Source organism: bacterium (genome assembly GCA_037131655.1).
In the GTDB taxonomy this organism is placed as follows: Bacteria; Armatimonadota; Fimbriimonadia; order Fimbriimonadales; family JBAXQP01; genus JBAXQP01.
Genome location: JBAXQP010000173.1, coordinates 1 through 5935, shown reverse-complemented (window position 1 = coordinate 5935; position 5935 = coordinate 1). Strand labels below are relative to the sequence as shown.

8 protein-coding genes are annotated in these 5935 nt (G+C 44.3%); 7 read left to right on the top strand and 1 reads right to left on the bottom strand.

All coding sequences use genetic code 11. From position 1 onward, the window contains the following. The coding region (locus tag WCO51_08785) for a Gfo/Idh/MocA family oxidoreductase (GenBank protein ID MEI6513354.1) at window positions 1-402 on the bottom strand (402 nt) is incomplete at its 3' end. 227 nt (window positions 403-629) lie between these two features. Here WCO51_08785 and WCO51_08780 point away from each other — a divergent pair. The 7 genes from WCO51_08780 to WCO51_08750 all read left to right on the top strand — a co-directional run bounded on the left by WCO51_08780 (window position 630) and on the right by WCO51_08750 (window position 5688). Then, a complete protein-coding gene (locus tag WCO51_08780; GenBank protein MEI6513353.1) occupies window positions 630-1427 on the top strand; it encodes a PspA/IM30 family protein in 798 nt (265 codons plus the stop codon). Window positions 1428-1559: 132 nt separating this feature from the next. Next, the gene (locus tag WCO51_08775) at window positions 1560-2348 is read left to right on the top strand and encodes a hypothetical protein (protein MEI6513352.1); all 789 of its coding nucleotides are present in this window, start codon (window positions 1560-1562) and stop codon (window positions 2346-2348) included. Window positions 2349-2351: 3 nt separating this feature from the next. After that, window positions 2352-2774 (top strand): hypothetical protein, encoded by a 423-nt coding sequence (locus tag WCO51_08770; GenBank protein ID MEI6513351.1) that lies wholly within the window; start codon window positions 2352-2354, stop codon window positions 2772-2774. Window positions 2775-2798: 24 nt separating this feature from the next. Next, complete coding sequence (locus WCO51_08765; GenBank protein MEI6513350.1) at window positions 2799-3548, top strand: ABC transporter ATP-binding protein; 750 nt, start codon at window positions 2799-2801, stop codon at window positions 3546-3548. 19 nt (window positions 3549-3567) lie between these two features. Beyond that, the gene (locus tag WCO51_08760) at window positions 3568-4434 is read left to right on the top strand and encodes a CPBP family intramembrane glutamic endopeptidase (GenBank protein MEI6513349.1); all 867 of its coding nucleotides are present in this window, start codon (window positions 3568-3570) and stop codon (window positions 4432-4434) included. After that, complete coding sequence (locus WCO51_08755; protein ID MEI6513348.1) at window positions 4431-5252, top strand: hypothetical protein; 822 nt, start codon at window positions 4431-4433, stop codon at window positions 5250-5252. The genes WCO51_08760 and WCO51_08755 overlap by 4 nt, the downstream gene beginning before the upstream one ends. Window positions 5253-5274: 22 nt before the next feature. Beyond that, window positions 5275-5688 carry a hypothetical protein gene (locus WCO51_08750; protein MEI6513347.1) on the top strand — a complete coding sequence of 138 codons (414 nt, stop codon included), beginning with the start codon at window positions 5275-5277 and terminating at the stop codon, window positions 5686-5688. Window positions 5689-5935: the final 247 nt, after the last annotated feature.

Below are 5935 nucleotides of genomic sequence, written 5' to 3'. Positions count from 1 at the left end.
CTCCAGAACCTGGAATACTGTACCGGCTTTATCGGCCGCATCCAAAATAATCTTGCCTGCGCGCAGGGTCAGCGCCAGGGGCTTTTCCATCGTTACATGCTTGCCAGCCTCAAAACAGGCTTTAGCGATGCCATGGTGATTGCGGTGAAGGGTGCAGATATCAACCGCGTTGACATCCCCCGCCTTCGCCAGCATTTCATCCATATCGCTAAAGACGGCCGGGGTTGTACCCTGAAATGCCGCCAGATCCTTTGCCATCGCTTGCGCTTTATCCACTGCCATATCACAGCAAGCTACGACTTCAATATCCTTTAAACCAGCTTCCCACAAAGCTTTTAAGCCGTTAACGTGAGATCCGGCCATTCCGCCACAGCCAATAATGGCTAACTTGACTTTACTCATGTCTGAATTCACCTCATCCTAACAATTCATATCGGCATATTATACCAATCGCTAAGTTTACTCATCTTCCTACTCTTGTGTCCGCATTTTTTCACCAGATTTTGAAGGATATTACATAATTTAAGTCAAAATAATACGATAGTCCGCTTTTGGTTTCAATTGTTTGACTTTGGATTGCAGACATGGGATAATATGTCTAGAATGCGTAGGGAAAGGGGCAACTGCCGATGTTTCGACGTATGTGGCGCTATATTATGGCGCTCTTTAATCGCAAGATGGACCAATGGGAGGATCCTGAGATCCTTCTCGATCAGGCTCGCCGTGATATGGCGGAAGCGCATAGTAAGAACCGTGAGAGGGCTATTCAAGCCATCACCCAGAAGAATAATCTTCAGGCGATGGTGGAAAAGGAGCAGTCCGAATGCAACCGACTTGAGAAGCTTGCTGAAACAGCTCTCAAACAGGGCAATCGCGACCTTGCTCGACAACTTCTCCAAGAGAAAATGTCTCATCAACAAGCTTTAACCGGCTTGCAAACTTCGCTGACATCAGCACAACAAACTGTTGATCAGGTTAAAATTGCTATTCAGCGTGAGGATGAAGTCATTCGTCAACGAACAGCCCAAGCGCTTGCGCTCAAAGCTAAGTGGAAACAAGCTCAGATACAGAACGCCATTCAGAAAGCGCTTGGCGGGATGGAGTTTGATCAAACGATGCAAAGCTGGGGCTTAGCGGAAGAAAAGATTCAACACGCTCAATCCGAAGCGTCTGCTCGAACCGAAATGTATTCCGAAAGCATAGACGGCAAGATTGCAGCGTTACAAACTGCTTCTGCTAGCACTGAAGCTGACGTTGAGTTGGAGAAAATGGAGCAACGACTGGGAATGGCTCCGGCTCCATCTGTTCTAACTGAAGAGCAAACGGTCGTAGCTGGCCAAGCTTTACCAACAGCGGAGAATCCTGTCGATAAGGAACTGAAGGAACTCGAAATCCGTTTAGGCCCCCAAGAGCCGAAACAGGAATAAAGAAGTCCGGCTCATTACTTCTCGATTGGATGAAGAGCTATTTGAAGGGCGCTATTATTTGCGCCCTTCCTATTGCATTCTATTAGGTTGAAACTCATCTAGCTTTAGAGTCGATGAGGATTTATTATTAATATGTACACTTTAATCGCCATCTTACGATGGATGCTTAAGCATCCCCTGACATGGATCGCTTTCACGATAGCTCTTATAACCCTTGGGTTAACGGAGAATATATTCATAGGCGTTCTACTATTGGTTGCAGGGGAAGCGGGTGTATTTGCGCATATTTTAAATAGCCCCAAACAGCTTCGCAGCGCTTTCTATGAACGATCTCTCAGAGAACGTAAAACTCGTGCCCAGCGTTATGACTTAATAATGGAACCGATGCTCCCTGAAGTGAGAGCTAGAATCCGACAAGTATTTAGGTATCGCGATCAATTAATTGAGCAGTTGAACTCACCTCATATCGAGAATGGACTCAACAGCTTCATGCATGGGCTTGAGTCTCAAGTTAATGATTTGACCGACCGATCAGTGCGCCTTGCTGAACGTCAGAATCTAATTCAGACCTACTTAAATCAGACTGAAAAGCACGAAATCGAGCACATAATCACTTCACTTGAAAAACAAATTTCTCATTCAGTAAATGAGGAAGTTGAACCGCTGCAATCTGCTCTAGAACTTAGAAAACGTGAATTGCAGCATATCGATGATATGCAACAGGCAACCAAGCAAATTGATACTCAATGGATGCAAATTGAGGCTGTTTTATCGGAACTTAAAGCGCGTATCGTCAGATTGCAAACAGCCGAAGAACAAGAACGCGCAATGGCGCAACAAACAGTTAATGAGGATATTCGCGGTCTCACTCACCAGTTGGAAGCGCTGGAGAATACTGTCCGCGAAATACTAACAATATAAACCATGGGAACCTTAGATCGCGTCTATCGCCTCTTAAAATCATACATAAACGACCAATATGAGCGGCTTCAGGAAATCGAACGGCAATATGCCGAAACGGAACTGGATGACCCCACTACTCGAATCCCGCCTCAAGCGTCTCCAACAAGTGCGACGCCTCTATCGCGTCCGCCATCGGTTAGCGATTCGCCTGAGATTTTGAGCGCATACCGAGTACTTGGAGTACAGAACGGTTCGGATATAGCGGTAGTGCGAGCGGCTTATACTAAACTCATACGTCGAGCTGACCCTGGTCGATTCCCTGAAGGTTCGGAAGAAAGTAATCAAGCATCCGAGATTAGAAAGCGTGTTGACATTGCTTATGAAACTCTTCAAAAGGCGCTGGATCCAAGCTCAAAAAGGTTTCGCCAACTTGAGATTAAATAGTCTAACAGGCTGTGCATAAATAATATGATTGAGTGTCTCGATTTAACCAAGTGTTTCGATAAAATTGTCGCGGTCGATCATCTCTTTTTAGAAGTGCCGGACGGACAGTTATTCGGTTTTTTAGGACCAAATGGCGCCGGCAAAACAACGACCATCAAACTGCTCACAGGACTACTGCAGCCGACGGAGGGCATAGCGCGTATTGACGGCTTGGATGTGGTCAAGCAGCCGATTGCTGCCAAAACTATTACCGGTTACGTCCCCGATAACGCTTTTCTTTATGAAAAGTTAACCGGCCGAGAGATGTTGGACCTAACAGGCGATCTTTGGCGCATCACGACTAAACGACGGCAAAGCAAAATTGATGACCTGCTTCAGCTCTTTGACTTGACAGATAAAAGAGATGAGCTGATACAAAATTATTCTCGCGGCATGCGTCAAAAGCTTTCCCTCGCCTGTGCCCTTCTGCACGAGCCCAAAGTGCTACTCTTGGATGAACCCACTGTTGGTCTTGACCCAAAAAGCTCAAGGCTTTTAAAACAAGTCTTACGTGAATTGGCTAATAGAGGCACAACCGTTTTTGTAAGCACTCACATCCTTGAAATAGCCGAGCGTCTATGCGATCGAGTGGCAATCATCAACCAAGGCAAAATCATCGCCCAAGGCACTTTAGAGGAACTCCGAGCAGGATCAAATACCCTTAGTCTGGAAGAAATATTCCTAACCCTAACCGGCGACGCTGAAAACGCGGATCTGATTAAGTTGTTGGACTAAGGGAACAATGTTAAAATACATGGCTGAATTTTGGTCTTATTTTTTATTGATGGGAATTGCGCTGGCGGATATTGGCGCGATTATTGTTTGGGCTGTTCATGAAGATCGCTTGACTCAAGGTGAAAAACCTCTTCTTGCAATTCGTTGGAGCCTAGCCGAAATCTTTCTTGGAACCCAAGCGGCATTTGTCGCCTCATTGCTGCCAACGGTAACACTTGCCATGGTCCTCTTCTCGAATGATGAATGGATAGCCAGGAATACTTCTGCGCAGATTGTCATTTTAAGTGTTTTAATCTTATCATCCTATACGGCAATGGCTGGAGTAGTCGCTTTCTTCATACGAATTCGATATAAACTTCGTTGGAGTGATATAGGATTAGGTTCGAACTTTTCTATTTGGCAAATTGCCGCAGGGATTCTAGTCGGACTTCTCTTAGTGATCATCTCTGAACCCATTCAAAACTTAATTCACTTCGTCATAAATCACTTAAGGGGCGCTCAAAAACTTCAAGAGCTTCAATTAAATGACTCCTCAAATTCCCTTCCTATGATGCTTAAACGGGTCAACATGACACCCACGCTTATTGCGGCAATTCTCTTCGTGACATGCATCATCGCGCCTTTTGCCGAAGAGCTTATTTTTCGCGGGCTATTTTTCAACGCGATACGTCATCGATTTAGTTTATGGGTAGGAGCTATTGCCAGTGGACTGATATTTGCAGTTCTTCACGGTTCGTTGTTATACCTACCAGTTTTTTGGGTATTAGGAATTGTGCTCGCACTTGCGTATTATAAGAGTAGATCATTGTGGTTGGTTATCGTCGCTCATGCAACAAATAACCTAATCGCAACATTAAAGCTCATTGAAGGGATTATTTCTAATTGAAATTTAAATATTTTTTATTGATGCTCGTGATGTGCTTATCTCTAACGGGATGCAAACCACTAAGGGATGCCCAAAACTCAAGTAAATTCAATACAGCTCAAAGCGAAATGAACAAAGCCTTATTTAACTCTGATGTTATCGCTGCAAGAAAAGCTGCCGACAAAATGATCGCTATTAGTCCTGAATGGGTAACCTTCGCTTCAATTGCTACAAGCGCAACCTTATTCGGACACGTTAATGCGAGACATGGAAAGAAAAAGATTGCAGAGGATATTTCAAAATTCAGCATCGATTATTTAAATGAAGCGCTAAAGCGATTCCCCAAGCTACCTTCAAAAGAGAAAGCTTCCCTTTACTCTCTACTTGGAGAAAGCTATGTAATTTCAGACCAAACCGCCCAGATGGTAGACAACTATGAAAAAGCCATCAAACTCGCCCCAGCTAATACTGTCTATCTAAATAATTACGCTTTTCGCCTAACTGAACAGCGTTCAAACCTATCCTATGCAGTCGAGTTAGCGAGAAAAGCATTTAAACTAACTGGCGATGACCCAACAGTAGAAGATACGCTTGGCTGGGCATTAGCTTTTTCAGGAAAATACAAGGAAGCGATTGAACATTTGGAGAATGCTCTACTAATGACTTCAGATGCAAAGGGTGAAATTGCTTACCATCTTGGATACGCCTACTTAATGAGCGCTCGATGGCAGGAAGCGGTTGTTACCCTTGAGAAAGCAATAAATCTTCCTTTAGACACTAAGGAAAGAGCTGAAGCCAAACGCCTTCTAAAACTTGCCCGTCAGAAAAAGACAAATTGATTCTTTACGGGAGCGGAAACCATTGACCTGGCAGCGAAAGCTTGGATTAATAGGAGTTGCCTGGACAGCTAGCCTAATAGTTGCCGGTGCGTTTCAAATATCAAGCATTAACCTGGATATTGACAACTTTGCCGACACATTCAATATTCCTCGGGAAATTGTGATGCTTATTATCAGCATCCTTTTAATTCAGAAAGACCGGTTAACAAGAAATATCGCGTTGGGTTATACTTTTATCGGGGCAATACTAGGCTTAGCGCTGGTGGTTGCTATTGCGGCCCCCATAGTGATGGCCTCAATTCCTGGGAATGGGAGTAGATTTAACTATTTCAATCTGATTACCCTTCTTTTTTATGTAATATTAAATGTCCAGTTGCACGCAACTGGATGGAAGTGGTTGAAAGAATATTCACCCTGGGATTTGTATGGGGAATAACGTCTCTACCTTAGTCGTAACGGTTAGTCTTTTACAGCGTCTGAATAATCGGACTTCCCTACTGCTGCAAGATGTATTCTATTGTCCGGTAGAGATGCTATAATCACTCGTTGGAAATAATCAGTCAAGAGAGGACGAAGATAAGATGAGGAAGCAAGTGAGACTTACGGTTCTTGCCCTTGCAATTATCACAATAGGTATTTCTATCGTCGGTTGCGGCGGTGGAGGCGGAGGCGGCAATGGTGGC